The sequence below is a fragment of the Streptococcus sanguinis SK355 genome (assembly GCF_000212855.1).
Taxonomy (GTDB): Bacteria; Bacillota; Bacilli; order Lactobacillales; family Streptococcaceae; genus Streptococcus; species Streptococcus sanguinis_A.
In genome coordinates, this window is the sequence record NZ_GL890993.1 from 1,743,920 (window position 1) to 1,763,101 (window position 19,182).

Consider the following 19,182-nt stretch of genomic DNA (forward strand, 5'->3'; position numbering starts at 1 on the left):
AATTTGCTTTTTACTGAGTTTTCTCTTTTCTAGCCTTCTCAATTTCCCCTTGAATCTTATAAAGATTTTCCGAAAGGCGACCAAAGTAGAGAAGCTCTCCCATCCACTTAATGAGCTTGCTTTTTGAATTTTTTGTCAATTTATTTTGTTCTTGCTCTAGCGTAACCTCAAGCCCTTTTGAGCAAGGCTTGGTCTTGTAGGAAGTAATCGTTTTTTCACTATGAGACGAGATTTGAATGATGTAGGTTTCATGGCGACGAAAGTCCAGAATCTCATAATCAGTCTTGGTATAGACATTGTCTGACAATTTTGAGTAACGAAGTCCTTTCTTTAACCTATCTATCTTTTTTGTTGTTTGATTGCCAGCTTGATTGATTTGATTCAGAAACTCGCTTTCCAAGAAGTCGTAAAATTCATCTGAAGTGACTTGGAGTTCTCTAATAATTTTCATAAATTAAGTATATAATAAGCCCTCGTGGAAAGTAACCCCCTGAGGAAAAAGAGACGGATTTTAATGAATTTTTATACTCTTTAGCTTTGTGTTATACATTATCATAAAAAACGATTAATTTTTATACACTAATTTTACGATAGGTTCTAAAATATATTAAAGGAACTATTTAAAAATAGCAGAGTGCCAGAGGTAAAGCACGCAAGAAACTGTTGCTTTAAATTTTTTATAACAAATTGAGTATGAATGGCATTTGAAAATGCATACACTAAGTTAGAAAACTGTATATTAAGAAAATATAAACGCTTTTGACAGTAGAATAGAGCTATAGTAAACTTTGGGTAAGAAGTCAAATTGAAAGGAGGAGTTTGTATGGAAGAATGGAATAGTTCAGCGGAGATTATTGCCATGTCCTTAATTGCCAATTCTGGTGCAGCCCGATCCTTAGCTTTTGAAGCACTAAAAAAAGCAAAACTAGCCGAATTTGATGCAGCTAAGGAATTAATGGATGAGGCAAATAGTGTAATTTTAAAGGCTCATCATTCCCAAACGGATTTATTGCAGGAAGAAGCACAAGGAAACGGTCATCAGTTGAGTATATTGCTTGTTCATGCACAAGATCATTTTATGACGAGTCTCTTGGCCATTGACCTTATCACTGAGATGATTGAGCTGTATTCCAATAGAGAAGGAGAAAGACAATGAAAATCTTATTAATATGTGCAGCGGGTATGTCCACGAGTATTCTGATGAAAAAAATGGAGCAATATGCAAGTGGCCAAGGTATTGACCTTGATATCAAAGCGGTCGGATTGATGGACTATCAAGATTATGCTCAGGATTATGACGTAATTTTATTAGGCCCTCAGGTTTCTTATAAACTTGATTCTGTCAAAGAGACAGTGTCAAAACCTGTTGCCACCATACCAGCTATGGATTATGCAATGGGAGATTGTAAGAATATCTTTCAATTAATTAAAGCAATATCTTAAGGAGGTTTTTCTGATGGAAAAATTCTTTAACAGTAAGTTCATGACCAAGCTCCAGGAAATTGGTTATAAACTGGCCAACAATGTGTTTATACAGTCTTTACAAGCTGGATTAGGATCTCTCTTGGGATTGATTACCGTGGGGTCCTTATTTCAAGTCTTAGCTGCAATTGGAAATGAAACTGCTCTAGGTTGGTTCAAAACAGGGGATGCAGTGTATAATACATTGACCTTGCCTTTCCGTTATTCGATGGATTTTATTTCTATCTGGGTTGCTATCTTCTTTGCTTATCATTATGCTAAGAATTTGAAATTGAAATCTCCTATTATGGCAGCTGTTGATACATCAGTTACTTTCATGCTTGTGGCAGGAGCTTTTGTTGATACTGAAGAATTCTCCGGTCTGCAATTAGACTATCTCGGCTCACAAGGTATGTTTATCAGCTTCTTTATTGTCTTTGTCGTCGTACAGATTGAAAAATTCTGTTATGAAAAAGATATCAAAATAAAGATGCCAGATGTTGTGCCGCAGTTCCTGCAAGATAGTTTCGGCTCTATTCTGCCAGTATTCTTCTCCATCACTCTCTTCCTCTTGCTGAATGTTGGAATTGGAGCCTTGACAGCAGGAGCTTATAATGTTCCGTCTGGTTTTATGGCTCTCTTGCGTGCACCGCTTGGCGCTGTATCATCTGTTCCAGGAATTGTGATGCTTTGTATGTTAGCGCTGATTCTTTGGTGCTTCGGTATTCATGGTACCCTCATCATTATTCCAATCATTTCTCCTCTTGGGATTCAAGCGGCAACAACCAATGCTGCTCTTCATGCGAACGGTCAGCCAATGCAATTCTTCCCAGTCTTACTCTACACTTCCATGGCTTTAGTTGGTGGTACAGGGAATACCTGGGCACTAGTCCTGATGGGCTTACGATCAAAATCTAAACAAATCAGTGCCGTATCTAAGATTTCCCTCATTCCTGGATGGTTTGGCATCAACGAGCCAGTAACATTTGGTATGCCAATTATGTTCAACCCAATTCTTTGTATCCCTTATGTACTCAATGTGCCTATTATGATGATTTTGACTTATTTTGCTTACAAAACAGGCTTTATCATTCCAGCTTGGATTGTTGTCAGCGCTCAGTTGCCAATGGGCTTTAGTAACTATCTGACCACCCTTCGTTGGCAAAACTTTGTTTGGGACTATATCTTGATTTTACCAGCTATGTTAATTTACTATCCATTCTTCAAAAAATACGAAGAGCAATTGGTTAAGCAAGAAGCTGAAATGGAAGCTCTAGAAGCCAAAGGAGGTGCAGCAGCTTGATTGATGTGACAAAATTTTCCAGAGACTTCCTCTGGGGATCGGCTTCAGCAGCTTATCAAGTTGAAGGTGCTTGGGATGAAGATGGTAAGAGTTTGTCTATCTGGGACATCTTTGTTCGCCAGCCTAATAGGACCTTTAAAAACACTACAGGCGACGTGGCAGTGGATCATTATCATCGCTATAAAGAAGATGTTAAACTGATGGCCGAAATGGGTCTGAAAGCTTATCGTTTTTCTATTGCTTGGACCCGTATTTTGCCCGAGGGCCGAGGAGAGGTTAACCAGAAAGGGATTGAATTTTATGCAAATCTGATTGATGAGCTTCTCAAATATAATATTGAACCCATTATCACGATCTATCACTGGGATCTGCCTCAGACGCTGCAAGATGAGTACGGCGGCTGGGAATCTAGAAAGCTTATCGACGATTTCCTGTATTATGCAGAGGTTCTCTTCAAAAACTTTGGAGATCGAGTGAAATATTGGATTGGACTCAATGAGCAAAATGTCTTTGTTGGACTCGGCTACAGAGATGGCTATTTCCCACCAGGAATTAAAGACATCAAGCGAATGCATCAAGTCAATCACATTGTCAACTTGGCTAATGCGACGATTATCAAACGATTCCATGATTTAAAAATAAAAGGTCAAATCGGTCCAAGCTTTGCTTTTCCAGTCCTCTATGCTCTGGATAATCGGCCAGAGAATGTTCTAGCTATGGAGAAATCTTTGGATGTTAATGTTTGGTATTGGATGGATGCTTATTTATTGGGACGTTATCCAAAGACAGCCTTAGCTTATCTGAAAAATCAATTCGGTATAGAATTAGATATTCAAAAAGGTGATTTAGAAATTTTAAAAGCTGGTCGTCCAGATTTCGTTGGCGTCAACTATTACCAATCTCATACTTTTGCTGCTAATGTACCGAATGCTGAAGCTGGTGAGCCAGATCAGTTTAAGCATGTGCCAAACGAACACTTAGAGCGTACTAGCTGGGATTGGGAAATAGATCCAATTGGTTTGCGAATTGCTTTGCGACGGATTACCAGTAGATATGACATTCCGATTATGATAACTGAAAATGGGCTAGGAGAGTATGACACCTTAACAGAAGATAGAAAGATCCACGACCCATATCGGATTGAATACCTAGATAATCATATTACAGCTGTACAAAATGCTATAGAAGATGGTTGCCAAGTCATCGGCTATTGTACGTGGTCTTTCACAGATCTACTTTCATGGCTAAATGGTTATGGCAAGCGCTATGGATTTGTTTATGTAGACCGTGATGAGGAAGAAGGGGGTAGTCTAGAGAGGATTCGAAAAGATAGTTTTTACTGGTATCAAAAATTAATTAAAGAATTTGAGAACAAAAGAGAAAACAGTAGAAGCCATTCATAGAAAAAAGCCAGCAGTTTATATCCCTATACACTGCCGGCCTTTCTTTTTTTATTTTTCTCGCATTTGACCTTGTGGGAAGTAGGTTCCTTCTGGCATGTCGTTAATAATGACATGGACAGCAGACTGAGGTGCGCCTGTATTTCTGACTACGGCTTCAGTTACTTCCTTGGCAAGAGCTTTTTTCTGCTCCAGAGTACGACCTTCAAATAAATCAATTCTAACAAATGGCATATTTTCTGCCTCCTTTATTTCTTTATCATTATTTTATCACAAATGAGGTTTTAAAGAGTAGTGAATTATGGTAAAATAATGTGAAGTAAAAATGGAGATAGTGAATTAGCAAAGATTTAAATTATGGCTCAGTTATACTACAAATATGGCACGATGAATTCGGGCAAGACCATTGAAATTTTGAAAGTGGCCCACAATTATGAAGAACAAGGCAAGAGTGTCGTTATCATGACCTCGGCTCTTGATACCCGCGACGGCTTTGGTGTCGTTTCTAGTCGTATCGGTATGAAGCGGAATGCTATGGCTATTGAAGATCAGACGGATATTTTTGGCTATATCCAGCAGTTGTCTGAAAAGCCTTATTGCGTTTTGATTGATGAGGCTCAGTTCTTGAAACGCCATCATGTCTATGATTTAGCCAGAGTGGTGGATGAGCTGGATGTTCCGGTGATGGCTTTTGGTCTGAAAAATGACTTTCGCAATGAACTTTTTGAAGGCTCCAAGCACCTCTTGCTCTTAGCTGACAAGATTGAGGAGATTAAAACCATTTGCCAATATTGCTCTCGTAAGGCAACCATGGTTTTACGGACTGATAACGGAAAGCCGGTTTATGACGGAGAGCAGATTAAAATTGGTGGCCATGAGACTTATATTTCAGTCTGCCGCAAGCATTATTTTAATCCAGACATTAAGTAATCCAACGATAGAAACAAAGGAGATGATGAAAAATATATGAACATCTATGAACAGTTACAAGCGGTTGAAGATCGCTACGAAGAACTTGGTGAACTCCTAAGCGACCCAGATGTAGTCAGCGATACCAAGCGCTTTATGGAGCTTTCTAAGGAAGAAGCCAGCACCCGCGATACAGTGGCGGCTTACCGCGAGTATAAAAAAGTTCTGCAAAACATCACAGACGCCGAAGAAATGATAAAAGACGCCTCTGGTGATGCGGACTTGGAGGAAATGGCCAAGCAAGAACTAAAAAATGCCAAGGCTGAAAAAGAAGAATACGAGGAAAAACTAAAAATCCTCCTTTTACCGAAAGATCCAAACGATGATAAGAATATCATTTTGGAAATCCGCGGTGCTGCAGGAGGAGATGAGGCTCAGTTGTTTGCAGGAGACCTCTTGCAGATGTATCAAAAATATGCTGAAAGCCAAGGCTGGCGCTTTGAAGTTATGGAAGCTTCTTACAATGGTGTAGGTGGGATCAAGGAAGTGGTCGCTATGGTCTCAGGTCAGTCGGTCTACTCAAAGCTTAAGTATGAATCTGGCGCTCACCGCGTACAGCGGGTTCCTGTAACCGAAAGCCAAGGCCGCGTTCACACCTCGACGGCAACTGTCTTGGTGATGCCAGAAATCGAAGAAGTCGAATACGACATTGATCCTAAAGATTTGCGTGTTGACATCTACCACGCTTCAGGTGCCGGCGGACAGAACGTCAACAAGGTTGCAACCGCGGTTCGTATTGTCCATCTGCCAACCAATATCAAGGTTGAAATGCAGGAAGAGCGTACTCAGCAGAAGAACCGAGATAAGGCTATGAAAATCATCCGAGCTCGTGTGGCAGACCACTTTGCTCAAATTGCTCAAGATGAGCAAGATGCAGAGCGCAAGTCCACAATTGGTACAGGCGATCGCTCAGAGCGGATTCGCACCTATAATTTCCCACAAAACCGGGTGACAGACCACCGTATTGGATTGACTCTGCAAAAGCTGGATACGATTTTAGCTGGCAAACTGGATGAAGTTGTTGATGCCTTGGTTCTCTATGACCAAACACAAAAACTAGAAGAGCTGAATAAATAATGACATTGACTCAATATTTGACTGAGTTAGAGCAGGAGCTAGTAGCAGCGGGAGAAGAAGCAGAAAGCCTGTCTTTTGTTTATCGGGCTCTCAATGAGCTCTCCTTTACCGACTTTGTTCTCAAGCTTCGGACAGAAGTCAGCCAGAAAGAACGTGACCAGCTAAAAGTAATTCAAGAGCAGCTTCTTGCTCACAAGCCGGCTCAGTATATCATTGGGAGTAGTGACTTTCACGGTTTGACTCTCAAGGTGGACGAGCGGGTTCTAATTCCTAGGCCTGAGACGGAGGAATTGGTGGAGCTGATTTTGTCAGAAAATCCCGAAAGTTCTCTTTCTGTCTTGGATATCGGCACCGGCAGCGGCGCCATTGCTCTTGCATTGGCAAATAGCCGTCCAGACTGGCAGATTACTGCTTCTGACCTTTCGGAAGACGCTCTTTCCTTGGCTGCTGAAAATGCTCAAAATTGCGGACTCAATCCAACTTTTGTTCAATCTGACTGCTTGGATACAATTCAAGGAAAATTTGACATCATCGTCTCTAACCCGCCCTATATTTCAGAAGCGGATAAGGACGAAGTTGGACTTAACGTTCTGACCTCAGAACCTAACATGGCCCTCTTTGCTGAGGAAGATGGCTATGCCGTCTATCGGAAAATAGCAGAGCAGGCTGGGGGCTATCTGACAGAAAAAGGAAAAATCTATCTGGAAATTGGATACAAGCAAGGAGAAGGTGTCGCGGAGTTGCTAAAAAAATTCTTCCCGCACAAACGAATCCGAGTTCTGAAAGATCAATTTGGCAAAGATAGAATGGTGGCGATGGACAATGGATAAGATAGAAAAGACTCTGGCAGCAGGTGGAGCAGTTGTCCTGCCGACAGAAACTGTTTATGGCCTCTTTGCCCAAGCTTTGAATCAAGAGGCGGTGGAACGAGTATACGAATTAAAACGAAGACCTCGTGACAAGGCTCTCAATCTCAATGTGGCTAGCTTGGAAGAGATTTATGCTTTTTCTAAGAATCAGCCCAGTTATCTGGAGCAACTCTATCAAGCCTTTCTGCCTGGGCCGCTGACTATTATCCTCCAAGCCAACGACCGAGTGCCTGCTTGGATAAACTCAGGTATGGAAACTGTGGGCTTTCGGATTCCTAAACATCCGGTCACCCTGGACTTGATTCGCAAGTACGGTCCCTTGATTGGTCCATCCGCCAATCTTTCTGGAAAAGCCAGTGGAACTTCTTTCCAGCGGATTATGATGGATTTTCAAGAGGAGGTCTCGGGAGTAGAAGATGATGCATCCTTGACAGGTCAGGATTCAACCATTTTGGACTTGTCTGGAGAAAAGGCACTTATTCTACGCCAGGGAGCGATTACTCGCGAGGATATTCTCGCCCAAGTAAATGATATAAAATTTTAACTTTTAGGACCTAAGGTCCTATTTTCGCAAAAGAAGGGAGACACCTTATGATTTTTGACCAAGAAGACTACAAAGCATTTGACCCAGAGATTTGGGAAGCAGTTGCTAAAGAAGAAGAACGTCAGCAGCATAATATTGAGCTGATTGCTTCAGAAAATGTCGTTTCGAAAGCTGTCATGGCTGCTCAAGGTTCTATATTGACCAATAAATATGCCGAAGGCTACCCAGGCCGCCGTTACTATGGTGGGACAGATGTAGTGGATGTGATTGAGAGTCTGGCAATTGAACGCGCCAAGGAAATTTTTGGTGCCAAGTTTGCTAATGTGCAACCCCACTCAGGCAGCCAGGCTAATTGTGCAGCTTATATGGCTTTGATTGAGCCAGGTGATACAGTTATGGGCATGGATCTGTCTGCTGGCGGTCACTTGACTCACGGAGCTTCAGTCAGCTTTTCTGGTCAAACCTATAATTTTGTATCCTATAGTGTTGATCCAGAAACAGAATTACTGGACTTTGATGCTATCCTCCAGCAAGCCAAGGACGTACAGCCTAAGCTGATTGTAGCTGGGGCTTCAGCCTACTCTCATATCATTGATTTTTCAAAATTCCGTGAAATCGCTGATGCAGTAGGTGCCAAGCTTATGGTAGATATGGCTCACATTGCTGGCTTGGTTGCTGCAGGTCTCCACCCAAGCCCTGTACCTTATGCAGACATCACAACGACAACGACCCACAAGACCTTGCGCGGACCTCGCGGTGGATTGATTTTGACAAACGATGAAGAATTGGCTAAGAAAATCAACTCAGCTATCTTCCCAGGCATTCAAGGTGGACCATTGGAGCATGTCATTGCAGCCAAGGCTGTGGCTTTTAAAGAAGTGCTTGATCCAGCTTTCAAGGTTTATGCTCAACAAATTTTGGATAATGCCCAAGCTATGGCCCAAGTCTTCCGTCAGCATGACAAGTTTCGTGTGATTTCTGACGGTACTGAAAATCACCTTTTCTTAGTTGATGTCACTAATGTTGTAGAAAATGGGAAAGTAGCTCAAAATCTCTTGGATGAGGTTAATATCACGCTTAATAAAAACTCCATCCCTTACGAAACTTTGTCACCATTTAAGACTAGCGGAATTCGTATCGGTACAGCAGCTATTGCAGCTCGAGGCTTTGGTGTAACAGAAAGTATCAAGGTAGCAGAGCTTATTATCAAGGCTCTGGAAAACGCTGAAAACGAAGCGGTGCTGAATCAAGTGCGAGCAGAAGTTCGCGAACTAACAGACGCTTTTCCACTCTATGAGGGCTTGAACTAAGATGGATATTTACGTAAAAAAAGCGATTATTCATCAATTCAGCCCAGCTGATACCGAACTACTGCTAGCGGATAAGTTTCTCAACATCACTCCTAAGATAGAAGAATATCTGCGCAAAAAAATCGAGCGGGTCTATTCTGACGATGCTAAAACAGGTGTTTTCGATCCCGAAAACGTCTTTTTAGCCCAGCTTTCAGACGACTTACTGGAAACATCAGTGACAGTGGCCAAGCTTTGGCAGGAGGAGTTTTCTGTAAGTGAAAACCAGAAAACCAACGATCTGATTTTTGTCCAGTTTGACAAAGAGGGCGTGGAGCACTTCGCTTTTCTGCGGATTGCTCTGCGGGAAACTCTGACCCACTTAGGTGGCGAGGTGGACAATCCTATCAAGCTGACGCAGAACAATCTACCTGGCTTTGGTACAGGTGCGGACGAGGCTTTGGTCATCAATCTCAAATCTCGCAAGTACCATCTGATTGAAAAGCGCATCAAGTATAACGGTGCCTTTCTCAATTATATGTCAGATAATCTCTTGCAGGTCAATCCGACAATCTCAGCCAAGAAATCAATCAAAGCGCTTGAGAAGACGGCTCAGAAGGTTGCTGAAAGCTTTAATAAAGACGATTTCCAGTTCCAGTCCAAGGTCAAATCCAGTATTTTCAAAAATCTGGAAGAAAATGACGAACTGTCGCCTGAAAAGTTGGCTGATGATCTTTTTGACAGCAATCTGACTGCCCGACTTACCTTTATTGACCAAGTCAAGGAAGCTATTCCTGAGCCAGTCAAGTTTGACGAGATTGACAGCAGCCGCCAGAAGAAAAAGTTCGAAAATCAGAAACTCTCCCTTTCAAATGGAATTGAGCTCATCGTTCCCAATAATATCTATCAGGATGCAGAGTCGGTAGAATTTATCCAGAACGACAACGGAACCTATTCTATTTTGATTAAGAACATCGAGGATATCCAAAATAAATAATGTTTAAATTTCTAAGAAGACTGATTTTAGTCCTTTTCGTACTCTTTGCTGGCTACAAGATTTATCAGGTTCATCATGATGTCAAGCAGGTCATGAAGTATCAGACTTTGGTCAGAGAAGTGCTGGACGAGCAGGACACAGCGGCCAATGAGGAATTGGTACTGGCCATGATTTATACAGAAACCAAGGGGAAAGATACTGATGTCATGCAGTCAAGTGAAAGCGCGACTGGTCAGACCAATGCTATTACGGACAACAAAGAAAGTATTCGCCAGGGAGTTCAGACCTTATCTGATAACCTAGAGTTAGCCAGCGAAAAAAAGGTAGATGTTTGGACAGCAGTACAAGCTTATAATTTCGGTCAGGCCTATATCGACTACGTCGCTAAAAACGGTGGTGAAAATACGCTAGAGCTGGCCAAGAAATATTCAAAAGATGTAGTAGCGCCAAGCTTAGGAAATGTAACTGGCAAGACCTACAGCTACTATAACCTGATTTCAATTTTCCACGGTCCAGAACTCTATATCAACGGCGGTAATTATTATTATTCTCGTCAGGTCAAGATGAACATGCACATCATGCGCCTCTTAAAATGGTTTTAGAAAGAAGTTTTCAAGCTTCTTTCTTTTTTGATGGTGAAGTAATAATCCGGATATTTGTAACCACGATGGATACATGATATAATTTTGTACATCTATCATAAAAAGGAATGAAAAATGAACAAGAAACTCGGTTTTAAACTCCTCGTTCTGATTTTAGTGACAATTGCCGGTCTAACAGCTTTTTATAACCATAAAGAAGCCACTGAGCTCAACACAAAACAATATGTGCAGTCAACAACGCCGACCTTGTTTTTCCATGGTTTTGGATCCAGCTCTAATGCTGAAAATCATATGACAGAAGCTGCCAAAAAGGCCGGAGTCACTCAGACAATTATCACAGCAAATGTCAGTAAAAATGGGCAAGTAAGCTTATTAGGAGAGATACCGAAAGGTGCTATCAATCCCATTATTAAGGTAAACTATGAAGATAACCGCAATGCAGACTATGCCCAAGATGGCAAATATGCAGCAGCTGTGATTCGTAAGTTACAAGAGACTTATGGCTTTGATAAGATGAATCTGGTAGGCCATTCGATGGGGAATATGTCCATCCTCTTTTATATGCTGGAGAACGGTCAGGATGAAAATCTTCCTCAGTTGCAAAAGCAGGTCAATATTGCCAACCATGTTAACGGTCTGGAAGGAAGGGACTTGCCTGAAGATTTGACAATTCTAGACGACCAAACTGGCCAGCCTAGTGCTATGAGCCAGACTTATCAAAATCTATTGGGATTACGAGAAGTTTACCCGCAAGAGCAGGTAGATGTTCTGAACATTTACGGTGATTTTAAAAATGAATCCGACGGTTCTGTCCTCAATATTTCTTCTCGCAGCCTCAAATATCTCCTAGTTGAGAATGCTAAATCTTACCAGGAAAAGAAAATCACAGGTCAGTTGGCTCAGCACAGCCAATTGCATGAGAATCCAGAAGTAGACGAGTTATTAATTGACTTCCTTTGGAAAAAGTAGAAAAGAGCAGTTACTGGCTAGTAAATTCAGTAACTGTTTTTTCTTTGAACTTCTTTGAGAAATGTTGTAAAATGTATCTATTATCTCAAGCCATTTATGGATGAGATAATAATAACTCCATCATTGCAGCAACTCAACTGAAGCACTCTGAATATCAAAAGGAGCGAAAATCACAAGCTCGAGAAACAGAAATTTGAGGCACTCAGCAAGAAAGTTTGTTGCGAAAAAAGCTATAGAATTTGGGAAACTATAGCGGGAGGAAAAGAGGAAAAAATATGAAATTCAAAAAAACTTTAATGACAGCAGGAGCCTTACTGGCTACTCTGTTTACTGTATCGACCGCAGCTGCCGATTCAAATGTTCAGAAAGTCATTGATGAGACATACGTGCAGCCAGAGTATGTGCTGGGTTACTCCTTAGATGAGAGCCAAAAACAGCAGACCTTGCAGATGTTGGGCTACAATTCATCCAGCGACAGCAAGCCACTTAAGACCATGACACCGGAAGTCTACTCTAAAATCATGGATGTTGCTAACGACCCTAGCCTGCAGCTTTATTCTTCTGTAAAAATCCAGAAATTAGGCAGCAACAAGCCATTAGAGGTCAAAATTGTCACTCCGCAAAACATCACCAAGGTTACGGAAGATATGTATCGCAATGCGGCTGTTACTCTAGGTGTTCAACACGCGCAGATTACCGTTGCAGCACCGATTCCGGTGACAGGTGAGAGCGCATTGGCAGGGATTTACTACTCTCTGGAAGATAATGGCGCGACCATTCCTCAGGAAAATAAAAACCTAGCGCAGGAAGAACTGGCTGCCCTTTCTGGTATCAATGCTGAAAATACAGGTAAGGAAGGCTATGACGCAGACAAGCTCAACGTGGCTCTGGCTGATATCAAAGCGGCTATCGCCAATGCTAAAAAGAACAACAGCAATCTGACAGCAGATGATGTCCGTAAGATTGTTGAAGAAACCTTGAAAAACTACGGTCTGACTCAGTCAGTGACCAGTGACCAAATTAACCTCATCGTGAATTTTGCTATCAATCTTTCAAACAGTGGAGTCATTACGGATTCTGACTTTACAAAGACACTTAGTGACTTGAAAGACAGCATTGTTTCAAAGGCAGGGGATACTTTTAACAATATTAACCTCAACTTTGATGCAAACGGCCTCCTTCAAGAAGGCGGTAATTTCTTTTCTAATATCTGGAATGCCATTGTCAACTTCTTTAAAGGATTGTTTGGCGGTTAATTCCAAGGCTATAACAAACAAGGCTGGGACTAAAATGTCCTGGCCTTGTTTTATGTCTAGAAATGAAATTTTAATTTAGCTTTTTAAAAAGAAAATACGGAAGAGCAGCAGTAGACAAAGATGAAACGGATAGAAAGCATAAAAGCCCCACTTTACCCAGGCAGGCGAATAGCCGCGCTGGCCGTTATAGGCTTTGAGAAGCGGTAGAGTCAGGAGTAGGCCCAACATAGCAGCCGCATCGCAGAGCAGGACAGGATTGGGAACTGTATAAAAGGCCCAAAGATTTATCAGAATAGACACTACCATAAGAGTGAGGATTGGTGTGACAAAGCCGTCTGATTCCTCCCGTTTTTCGTAGAAACCAACAATCGTCAAGATTCCCAAAAAGCCCCAGTCCGATTGCCAAGTCAGAAAAGAGAATGTTAAAATCAAGAGCAAGCGCAGAAAAGAATGTTGAACCTTTTCCAAAAATACTAGCAATAAAAGCCCTAAGAGTAAAGTATAAAGAATGTTATTGTCAACTGTCAACGGTTTGTGGCTTTCAAAAAGATAATAGAACGGCAGAATGGATAGCAACCAAAAAAGAGTTAGACGAAGTGCGTATTTCCCTCTGCTTCGTGTATACTGAAATCCCTCAACCAGTAAATAGGCCATGATTGGAAAAGTCAGTCGTCCAATTGTTTCAGTCAAGAAATATAAGTAAATATTCTGATTTTCCAACTCTAGCGTATGTCCCAAATGGTTGATAAGCATAGCAGCAATAGCAATCAATTTCAAATGAAAAGCATCCAGTGATTTTTTCATCTCTAACTCCTTCATCAATATTTTACTAGTCATTATATAAAAAATGATGTGCGAAGTCAATGCAATCATAACCACCCGTTAGACGGGTGGTTTGTCCCAGGGCTATAAGCCCACATCACCAGCTAGCGCCTAAAGGCGCTGGCTTTCACTTTGTTCAAGCCTCATTACTCTTGTCTCGTCCCAAACCTCTCAAAGAGGTGTTTGCATTACTTACCACTATCCCTAAAGGGGCCCCCATATTCTTTTACACTCAATTTATCCAACGCTATATCATGCTTTTCCTGTTCTTGGATATATTTCTTAATGGTGGCTTCATTTGTACATGATCTGGCATTAAGTGACCCTCGATAATTTCAACACCTTTATAACTACATAATCGGTGAAATATTTCACCCAAACTGTTTCGATATTGATTATAGATAACTTTTCGTCTATACTTAGGTGTAAACACAATGTGATATTTACACATCCACTTTGTGTGTGATAAATTATGTGCCTTTTGCGCCATATATTTCTCCTTTCGCTTCACAATTGGCTTGAACACCTTTATTGTATCGCGTTGGGAGTTCTTTTGGTATAACCTTCAATGCGCACCCGCATAGCGGGTGGTTTATTTGTCTCGCACCTTACGGAGCGAGACAGACTGAAAGTCGCAAAATTAAAAAGGGCTTTTTGCCCTTTTTAAAGTAAGAATAATGCTTTTTATATTTTTACTCCCACTCTACAGTTGCAGGTGGTTTGCTGGTGATATCGTAGACGATACGGTTGACATGGTCTACTTCATTAACGATACGAACAGAGATTTTTTGCAGAACATCCCAAGGAATCTTGGCAAAGTCAGCTGTCATGCCATCAATAGAAGTGATAGCGCGAATCGCAATTGTGTAGTCGTAAGTTCGGCCGTCACCCATGACACCAACAGATCGGACTCCAGTATTAACAGTAAAGTATTGCCAGATGTCGCGGTCAAGACCAGCTTTGGCAATTTCTTCGCGGAGAATAGCATCCGATTCACGGACAGTTTCCAATTTTTCCTCAGTAATTTCTCCCATAACGCGAATAGCAAGTCCTGGTCCTGGGAATGGTTGGCGCCAGACAATTTCATCAGGCATACCAAGCTCTGTACCCAAAGCACGAACTTCGTCCTTATAAAGTGTGTTCAACGGCTCAATCAGCTCAAACTGCATGTCTTCCGGCAGACCACCAACATTGTGGTGAGATTTAATAGTCTGAGCGGTGTCAGTTCCGGACTCGATAACGTCTGTATAGAGCGTTCCTTGAGCCAAGAATTTCACGTCTTTCAGTTTGCTGGCTTCGTCGTCAAAGACATAGACAAACTCGTTTCCGATGATTTTACGTTTTTGCTCTGGATCTGAAACACCGGCTAGTTTATCAAGGAAACGCTTAGCTGCGTCTGCCTTGACGATATTCAAACCAAATTTGCCGCCAAGCATATCCATGACTTGGTCAGCTTCGCCTTTACGCAAAAGACCATGATCCACAAAGATACAGATTAGTTGATCACCGATTGCTTTCTGCAAGAGAACACCGACGACAGAAGAGTCTACACCACCAGAAAGTCCCAACAGCACCTTCTTGTCACCAACGGTTTGGCGGATTTTTTGAATTTCCATGTCAATGAAGTTATCCATAGACCAGTCGCCTTTGGCTCCACAAATATTAAGAGCAAAGTTGCGCAGGATATCGTAGCCAAACTCCGAATGACGAACCTCAGGGTGGAACTGAATGCCGTAGATTTTCTTAGCTGGATTTTCAATAGCCGCAAAAGGACAGTCAGCAGAAGTACCAGTACGGACAAAGTCAGCAGGAATTTCTGTTACTGCATCTCCATGGCTCATAAGAACTAGCTGGCTTTCAGGTGTTCCGTTGAAAAGGCTGGAGTTGGCAGTATGTGACAGAGTTGACTGCCCATATTCACGATTTCCAGCATGACCAGCAGGTACAACCTTGCCGCCTAGCTTGTGAGTCAACAGCTGCATACCATAGCAGATCCCCAAAATCGGGATTCCCAACTCGAAAATTTCTGGGTCAATATCAAAAGAGCCGTCTTCATATACAGAATTTGGACCGCCGGAAAGGATAATTCCGACAGGCTGGATAGCACGGACTTCGTCAGCAGTAATCTTGTGACTCTTGAGCTCAGAAAAAACACCGATTTCACGAATGCGGCGTGAAATCAGCTGGTTGTACTGGCTTCCGTAATCAAGCACGATAATCTTTTCGACATCTTGCAATTCAGTTCTAGTTGTCATCTGTTCCCTTTCTTAAAAGAAGTAATCTTTTCCCCTCATTTTATCACAAAAAAGGAATTTTTCCAAGGTAATAAGGAGTGAGAGTGATGAAAAAACGAATATGAGACTTTAGTTTGCTATTTTCGTTTGTTTAGACCGACTTGCCATGGACGCCAGTGCTATCTCTGACTAAAATCAAATAAACAAACTCTTAAAATTTTGATCTTTTTTGAAAAAACAACTGAATTCGTGAGAAAAAGGAGCTATTCTTCAATATTTAGTTTGACATTTGAAGTATTTGGTACTAAAATAAAGGAAGGTACCAAATAAGAAAGAAGAGCCGACATGTTACCCGCATATATCAAAATTCATGATCAGATTAAGAAAGATATTGACGATGCTGTTTGGGAGATTGGGGAGCGCCTGCCCAGCGAGCGAGATCTAGCCGAAACTTTTAAAGTCAGCCGTATGACCCTGCGTCAGGCTATTACACTCTTGGTTGAGGAGGGAGTGCTGGAGCGTCGAGTCGGTAGTGGAACTTTCGTAGCCAGCACACGTGTTCAGGAGAAAATGCGCGGCACCACCAGCTTCACGGAAATCATGAAGGCACAAGGCAAAACACCATCCAGCCAGCTCATTTCTTATCGACGTACTCTGCCAAGTGAGCAGGAAGTGGAGAAGCTAGGCATCCATAAGACAGAAAATGTCATTCGGATGGAGCGGGTTCGCTACGCTGACGATTTGCCGGTGGTTTATGAGGTGGCTTCAATTCCAGAGAAGTTCATTAAGAATTTCAAAAAAGAAGAGGTGACCAGTCATTTCTTCCAGACCTTGCAGGAACATGGCTATAAGATCGGCAAGTCCCAGCAGACTATTTATGCTCGACTGGCTAAGGAAAAAATCGCCAATTACCTCGATATTCCTCGCGGCCATGCCATCTTGGGACTGACTCAGATTTCTTACTTTGATGACGGTACAGCTTTTGAATATGTAAAAAGCCAGTATGTCGGCGATCGTTTTGAATTTTATTTGGAAAACAATTAATTATTGCAAAACTCTTGGTTATCACTAAGAGTTTTTAACTTGTCTTTTACTCGGAAGAAAAAGCTGATTGAGCTTTTGCAAGCTCATATTTCGTGTGTTTATTTCCCTTGTCAGACTAGAGTTTATCATGCTTTTTTGGTATAATGTTTCTTATGGAAATTGAAAAAACAAACCGAATGAATGCTCTCTTTGAGTTTTATGCGGCGCTTTTGACTGACAAGCAGATGAACTACATCGAGCTCTACTATGCAGACGACTACAGTCTGGCTGAGATTGCTGAGGAGTTTGGTGTTAGCCGTCAGGCTGTTTATGATAATATTAAGCGGACGGAGAAGATTCTGGAAGACTATGAGAAAAAGCTGCACATGTACTCGGACTACATTGTTAGAAGTCAGATATTTGACCAGATTACGGAGAAATACCCTGGCGACAGCTATCTGCAAGAGCAGATTGGGATTCTGTCGGGTATTGACAATCGAGAATGACCATGGCTAAACAAGTTATCTACAAGGGAATGTCCTGCTGGTTGTTGGAGTTGGAAGAATCTTTTCCTGCCAGGGTACAAATCATCTCCCCTGACGATCTTTCTAAGGCAATGCAAGAAGGCTTCAGCTGCTGGGGCTACCCAAATGAGATTATGAAAGAAGTCTCTGCTGAAGAATACGCTTGTTTAACTCGTTTTGGAAAATTTCCACTGAATTGATTGAAATAGAAACTAGGAGAAATAAAAAATGGCATTTGAAAGTTTAACGGAACGTTTGCAGAACGTCTTTAAAAATCTGCGCAGAAAAGGAAAAATCTCAGAGAGCGATGTTCAGGAAGCAACCAAAGAGATTCGTCTGGCCCTTTTAGAAGCCGACGTTGCCCTGCCAGTTGTCAAAGACTTTATCAAGAAAGTCCGTGAGCGTGCTGTCGGCCATGAGGTTATCGATACCCTCAATCCAGCGCAACAGATTATCAAGATTGTTGACGAAGAGCTGACAACTATCCTGGGCTCTGATACTGCTGAGATTATCAAGTCGCCAAAAATTCCGACTATTATCATGATGGTGGGTCTGCAAGGGGCTGGTAAGACTACCTTTGCCGGTAAGCTTGCTAATAAGCTCAAGAAAGAAGAAAATGCTCGTCCGCTCATGATTGCGGCGGATATTTACCGTCCGGCGGCTATCGATCAGCTGAAAACACTTGGACAGCAAATTGATGTTCCTGTCTTTGCTTTAGGCACTGAAGTTCCAGCTGTTGAGATTGTCCGTCAAGGTTTGGATCAGGCAAAAGCCAACCACAATGACTATGTCCTGATTGATACGGCTGGGCGTCTCCAGATTGACGAAAAGCTCATGCAGGAGCTGTCTGATGTCAAAGCGCTAGCTAACCCGAATGAAATCCTCTTGGTTGTCGATGCCATGATTGGTCAGGAAGCAGCTAATGTCGCTCGTGAATTTAACAGCCAACTGGAAGTGACCGGGGTTATCCTGACTAAGATTGATGGTGATACCCGTGGCGGTGCAGCCCTGTCTGTCCGTCAGATTACTGGTAAGCCTATTAAATTTACTGGTACCGGTGAAAAAATCACTGACATCGAAACCTTCCACCCAGACCGCATGTCCAGCCGGATTTTGGGCATGGGGGACATGCTGACTCTGATTGAAAAGGCCTCTCAAGAATACGATGAGAAAAAATCGCTTGAAATGGCTGAAAAGATGCGGGAAAACACCTTTGATTTCAATGACTTCATTGATCAGCTGGATCAGGTACAAGGCATGGGACCTATGGAAGACTTGCTCAAGCTGATTCCAGGTATGGCCAATAATCCTGCTCTCAAGAATATCAAAGTAGATGAGAAAGAAATTGCTCGCAAGCGTGCCATCGTATCCTCTATGACACCAGCTGAGCGGGAAAATCCTGACTTGCTGAGTCCTAGCCGTCGCCGTCGGATTGCCAATGGTTCAGGTAACAGCTTCGTCGATGTCAATAAGTTTATCAAAGACTTCAATCAAGCTAAGCAGATGATGCAGGGCGTTCTGTCAGGTGACATGAGCAAGATGATGAAGCAAATGGGTCTTAATCCAAACAATATGCCTAAGAACATGTCAGGCGGCGGAGGAATGCCCGACATGTCAGCTCTAGAAGGCATGATGGGTCAAGGCGGTATGCCAGATATGTCAGGCTTAGGAGGGGCCGGCATGCCGGATATGAGCCAAATGTTTGGTGGCGGTCTCAAAGGCAAGGCTGGAGAATTTCTAATGCGTCGCAGCATGAACAAAATGGCCAAGCAAATGAAGAAAAACAAGAAGAAGCGGAAGTAATAACAAAAAAACAAGTCGCATAACTAAGTTTTATGTGGCT

General features: G+C 42.1%; 21 protein-coding genes and 1 pseudogene. 17 read left to right on the forward strand and 5 right to left on the reverse strand.

The features are described from left to right. Window positions 1-10: 10 nt before the first annotated feature. Window positions 11-451, reverse strand: coding sequence for a DUF3284 domain-containing protein (locus HMPREF9389_RS03065; RefSeq protein WP_002930425.1), 441 nt, complete (start codon window positions 449-451; stop codon window positions 11-13). 372 nt (window positions 452-823) lie between these two features. Between HMPREF9389_RS03065 and HMPREF9389_RS03060 the strand changes: the two genes are divergently transcribed. The 4 genes from HMPREF9389_RS03060 to HMPREF9389_RS03045 are packed head-to-tail and all read left to right on the forward strand — an operon-like array spanning window position 824 to window position 4,167. After that, window positions 824-1,156 carry a PTS lactose/cellobiose transporter subunit IIA gene (locus tag HMPREF9389_RS03060; RefSeq protein WP_002895529.1) on the forward strand — a complete coding sequence of 111 codons (333 nt, stop codon included), beginning with the start codon at window positions 824-826 and terminating at the stop codon, window positions 1,154-1,156. Continuing rightward, window positions 1,153-1,443 (forward strand): PTS sugar transporter subunit IIB, encoded by a 291-nt coding sequence (locus tag HMPREF9389_RS03055; protein ID WP_002930426.1) that lies wholly within the window; start codon window positions 1,153-1,155, stop codon window positions 1,441-1,443. Before HMPREF9389_RS03060 ends, HMPREF9389_RS03055 begins: the two co-directional genes overlap by 4 nt. Before the next feature lie 13 nt (window positions 1,444-1,456). Beyond that, window positions 1,457-2,764: a PTS sugar transporter subunit IIC gene (locus HMPREF9389_RS03050; RefSeq protein ID WP_002930427.1), complete on the forward strand. Its 1,308-nt coding sequence runs from the start codon at window positions 1,457-1,459 to the stop codon at window positions 2,762-2,764. After that, the gene (locus HMPREF9389_RS03045; RefSeq protein ID WP_002930428.1) at window positions 2,761-4,167 is read left to right on the forward strand and encodes a glycoside hydrolase family 1 protein; all 1,407 of its coding nucleotides are present in this window, start codon (window positions 2,761-2,763) and stop codon (window positions 4,165-4,167) included. Before HMPREF9389_RS03050 ends, HMPREF9389_RS03045 begins: the two co-directional genes overlap by 4 nt. Before the next feature lie 48 nt (window positions 4,168-4,215). Here the strand turns inward: HMPREF9389_RS03045 and HMPREF9389_RS03040 are convergent, their stop codons facing one another. Next, complete coding sequence (locus HMPREF9389_RS03040) at window positions 4,216-4,416, reverse strand: 4-oxalocrotonate tautomerase (protein WP_223310287.1); 201 nt, start codon at window positions 4,414-4,416, stop codon at window positions 4,216-4,218. A gap of 105 nt (window positions 4,417-4,521) precedes the next feature. Between HMPREF9389_RS03040 and HMPREF9389_RS03035 the strand changes: the two genes are divergently transcribed. The 9 genes from HMPREF9389_RS03035 (at window position 4,522) to HMPREF9389_RS02995 (ending at window position 12,736) form a co-directional block, all read left to right on the forward strand. Then, on the forward strand, window positions 4,522-5,094 hold the full coding sequence (locus HMPREF9389_RS03035) for a thymidine kinase (RefSeq protein ID WP_002930429.1): 573 nt from the start codon (window positions 4,522-4,524) through the stop codon (window positions 5,092-5,094). Between the two features lie 36 nt (window positions 5,095-5,130). Continuing rightward, on the forward strand, window positions 5,131-6,210 hold the full coding sequence (prfA, locus tag HMPREF9389_RS03030) for a peptide chain release factor 1 (RefSeq protein ID WP_002930430.1): 1,080 nt from the start codon (window positions 5,131-5,133) through the stop codon (window positions 6,208-6,210). Continuing rightward, the gene (prmC, locus tag HMPREF9389_RS03025; RefSeq protein WP_002930432.1) at window positions 6,210-7,040 is read left to right on the forward strand and encodes a peptide chain release factor N(5)-glutamine methyltransferase; all 831 of its coding nucleotides are present in this window, start codon (window positions 6,210-6,212) and stop codon (window positions 7,038-7,040) included. The genes prfA and prmC overlap by 1 nt, the downstream gene beginning before the upstream one ends. Then, entirely contained in the window at window positions 7,033-7,623 is a 591-nt protein-coding gene (locus HMPREF9389_RS03020; protein ID WP_002930433.1) for an L-threonylcarbamoyladenylate synthase, read from the forward strand. The genes prmC and HMPREF9389_RS03020 overlap by 8 nt, the downstream gene beginning before the upstream one ends. A 47-nt stretch (window positions 7,624-7,670) precedes the next feature. Further along, window positions 7,671-8,933, forward strand: a complete 1,263-nt coding sequence (glyA, locus tag HMPREF9389_RS03015) for a serine hydroxymethyltransferase (RefSeq protein ID WP_002930434.1) — start codon at window positions 7,671-7,673, stop codon at window positions 8,931-8,933. A 1-nt stretch (window position 8,934) separates the two neighbouring features. Further along, window positions 8,935-9,909 (forward strand): nucleoid-associated protein, encoded by a 975-nt coding sequence (locus tag HMPREF9389_RS03010; RefSeq protein ID WP_002915230.1) that lies wholly within the window; start codon window positions 8,935-8,937, stop codon window positions 9,907-9,909. Next, the gene (locus HMPREF9389_RS03005) at window positions 9,909-10,511 is read left to right on the forward strand and encodes a lysozyme family protein (RefSeq protein WP_002930435.1); all 603 of its coding nucleotides are present in this window, start codon (window positions 9,909-9,911) and stop codon (window positions 10,509-10,511) included. Before HMPREF9389_RS03010 ends, HMPREF9389_RS03005 begins: the two co-directional genes overlap by 1 nt. A gap of 114 nt (window positions 10,512-10,625) precedes the next feature. Then, window positions 10,626-11,480, forward strand: a complete 855-nt coding sequence (locus HMPREF9389_RS03000) for an alpha/beta hydrolase (protein ID WP_002930436.1) — start codon at window positions 10,626-10,628, stop codon at window positions 11,478-11,480. Between the two features lie 275 nt (window positions 11,481-11,755). Then, window positions 11,756-12,736: a DUF1002 domain-containing protein gene (locus tag HMPREF9389_RS02995; RefSeq protein WP_002930437.1), complete on the forward strand. Its 981-nt coding sequence runs from the start codon at window positions 11,756-11,758 to the stop codon at window positions 12,734-12,736. Between the two features lie 75 nt (window positions 12,737-12,811). Here HMPREF9389_RS02995 and HMPREF9389_RS02990 read toward each other — a convergent pair whose 3' ends face one another. The 3 genes and pseudogenes from HMPREF9389_RS02990 to guaA all read right to left on the reverse strand — a co-directional run bounded on the left by HMPREF9389_RS02990 (window position 12,812) and on the right by guaA (window position 15,813). Next, window positions 12,812-13,573: a TraX family protein gene (locus HMPREF9389_RS02990; protein WP_050540631.1), complete on the reverse strand. Its 762-nt coding sequence runs from the start codon at window positions 13,571-13,573 to the stop codon at window positions 12,812-12,814. A gap of 173 nt (window positions 13,574-13,746) precedes the next feature. After that, window positions 13,747-14,048, reverse strand: a pseudogene (gene tnpA, locus HMPREF9389_RS0111355) (IS200/IS605 family transposase). 202 nt (window positions 14,049-14,250) lie between these two features. Next, the gene (guaA, locus tag HMPREF9389_RS02985; RefSeq protein ID WP_002930440.1) at window positions 14,251-15,813 is read right to left on the reverse strand and encodes a glutamine-hydrolyzing GMP synthase; all 1,563 of its coding nucleotides are present in this window, start codon (window positions 15,811-15,813) and stop codon (window positions 14,251-14,253) included. Window positions 15,814-16,137: 324 nt separating this feature from the next. On the opposite strand from guaA, the gene HMPREF9389_RS02980 reads away from it, so the two are divergent. The 4 genes from HMPREF9389_RS02980 to ffh all read left to right on the forward strand — a co-directional run bounded on the left by HMPREF9389_RS02980 (window position 16,138) and on the right by ffh (window position 19,142). Beyond that, window positions 16,138-16,836 (forward strand): GntR family transcriptional regulator, encoded by a 699-nt coding sequence (locus HMPREF9389_RS02980; RefSeq protein ID WP_002909746.1) that lies wholly within the window; start codon window positions 16,138-16,140, stop codon window positions 16,834-16,836. 152 nt (window positions 16,837-16,988) lie between these two features. Beyond that, a complete protein-coding gene (locus tag HMPREF9389_RS02975) occupies window positions 16,989-17,321 on the forward strand; it encodes a putative DNA-binding protein (protein ID WP_032906723.1) in 333 nt (110 codons plus the stop codon). 2 nt (window positions 17,322-17,323) lie between these two features. Next, window positions 17,324-17,539: a hypothetical protein gene (locus HMPREF9389_RS02970; protein WP_004191299.1), complete on the forward strand. Its 216-nt coding sequence runs from the start codon at window positions 17,324-17,326 to the stop codon at window positions 17,537-17,539. A 28-nt stretch (window positions 17,540-17,567) separates the two neighbouring features. After that, the gene (gene ffh, locus HMPREF9389_RS02965) at window positions 17,568-19,142 is read left to right on the forward strand and encodes a signal recognition particle protein (RefSeq protein WP_002930442.1); all 1,575 of its coding nucleotides are present in this window, start codon (window positions 17,568-17,570) and stop codon (window positions 19,140-19,142) included. The last annotated feature ends 40 nt before the right edge of the window (window positions 19,143-19,182 follow it).